The organism is Paenibacillus sp. J5 (assembly GCF_054955055.1).
The window spans coordinates 1-2,171 of sequence record NZ_JBUEDD010000027.1 but is presented as its reverse complement, the minus strand read 5'-3'; the positions used below and the strand labels follow the sequence as shown (position 1 = coordinate 2,171).

General features: G+C 60.2%; 1 protein-coding gene. It reads left to right on the top strand.

Annotated elements, in window-relative coordinates; genetic code table 11:
* Positions 1 to 2,171 (top strand): condensation domain-containing protein (locus tag ACY1JZ_RS25920; protein ID WP_462631657.1); only part of this gene is annotated, 2,171 nt, incomplete at both ends.

Sequence of the window (2,171 nt, the reverse complement as noted above, 5' to 3'; positions counted from 1 at the left end):
AGCGGGACAGGGGCGGCGTCGGAGCCCGAGCTGCGGCAGTCCTGGCGCAAGGCGCTGGAGGAGCAGTTGCCGGCGTACATGGTACCGTCCGTGATCGTGCTGCTGGAGCGGCTGCCGCTGACAGCCAGCGGCAAGATCGACCGCAAGGCGCTGCCGGAGCCGGAGCTGACTGAGAGCCGGGAGTATACTGCGCCGCGAAATGCGGTGGAGACCCAGCTCTGCCAGCTATGGGCGCAGGCGCTTGGGGTGTCGCGGGTCGGCATTCATGATAATTTCTTCGAGCTGGGGGGCGACTCGATCGTCAGCATTCAGATCGTGTCGCGAGCGGGACAGGCTGGCTTGAAGCTGACGCCGAAGCAGATGTTCGAGCATCAGACTGTGGCTGGGCTAGCCGCGGTCGCAAGGCTCTCTGCTCCCGTCATTGCGGAGCAGGGGCCGGTCACTGGCGATGTTCTGCTGACGCCAATCCAGCACTGGTTCTTCGAGCAGGAGATTCCTTCAAGACATCACTGGAATCAGGCGATGCTGCTCGCGATCCGCCAGCCGGTGGATGCCAGAGCCATCCGCCAGTCACTGACATTGCTATCGCGCCACCATGATGCATTGAGGCTTCGCTATGCGAAGACAGAGGAGGGCTGGCGTCAGACGATAGCTGCACCGGATGAGAGTGTGCCGGTCACCAGACTGGATCTGTCGGGTCTGGAGCAGGAGGAGCAGACACGCCGAATCGAGGAGGAGGCGCAGCGACTGCAACAATCACTGGCGCTGGAGAACGGCCCGATCATGCGCGCCGCAGTATTCGACCTGGGTGCGGGGCAGCCGGCGCGACTGCTGCTGATTATCCACCATTTAGCGGTGGACGGTGTGTCCTGGCGTATTCTCATGGAGGATTTGCATACCGCCTATTCGCAGGCGCTGCAGGGTGAGCCGCTTACTCTGCCGGACAAGACGACCTCGTTCCAGGCATGGGCGAGAAGACTGCACGATTATGCGCAGTCCCCTGCCATGCAAGAGGAGCGGACTTACTGGCTTCAGGAGGAGCGTCTTCGTCCACTGCCGTTGCCGCTCGATGGAGATGTCTCGCTGGAGGCGGTGTCAGCGGTAAATACCTACGCTGATGCGCAGTCCATCATGAGTGTGCTGGATGCCGAGGCGACGACCGCACTGCTGCAGGAGATGCCACCGGTGTACAGAACGAGAATTAATGATCTGCTGATGACGGCACTTGCAAGGGCTCTCGCGGCCTGGACGGGAGAGAAGCGAGTACGTATCCATCTGGAGGAGCATGGGCGGGAGGACTTGTTCGACGATGTCGATCTTTCGCGCACAGTAGGATGGTTTACAACCGTTCATCCGGTGCTGCTGGCACTCGATGGCGACGGTTCGCTGGAACGGGATTTGAAGGGGGTGAAGGAACAGCTTCGCAGCATTCCGCATAAGGGCATCGGCTATGGGCTGCTGCGCTATCTTAACGGACATGCAGAGACAGCACAGCAACTTGAGCATGTGGAATCGCCGGGTATTCTGTTCAACTACTTGGGCCAAATGGATCAGATGGCTCAGGAGGGCGGATGGATCTCTGGAGCGCCGGAATCATCCGGTCAGCCGCATCATCCAGATGCCCCGCGCGATCATCTGATCGAAATTAATGGCGGTGTCAGCGGCGGACAGTTGATACTGAATTGGACGTTCAGTTCAAGGCTGCATCGGGTCGAGACGATCGAAAGGCTGGCAGCAGCCTTCGTGCAGGAGCTGCGCGTCATGATAGATCACTGCCGCCTGCCGCATGCCGGAGGGGTGACGCCATCGGATTTCCCGTTGCTTGCGGTCTCCCAAGAGCAATTAGATCGGTTGTATGCGTCCGATAGGCATATTCGCGACCTGTATCCGCTTAGTCCGCTTCAAGAGGGGATGCTGTACCATTCGCTTGCCAGGCCGGATGCAGGCATCTATTGCGAGCAGAGCTGCTTGACGCTGAGCGGAGCATTTAACCGACAGGCCTTCGAGCAGGCGTGGCGTGAGCTGCTCCGCCGACATAGCGTGCTGCGCGTCCGTATCGAGCTAAGCGGCTTTGATCAGCCGCTGCAATCGGTGAGCGATGAGGTGCGCCTGCCAATTGTAGAGCTGGACTGGAGCGAGTACACGTCTTCGGAGCAGGAGACGAAGCTGGG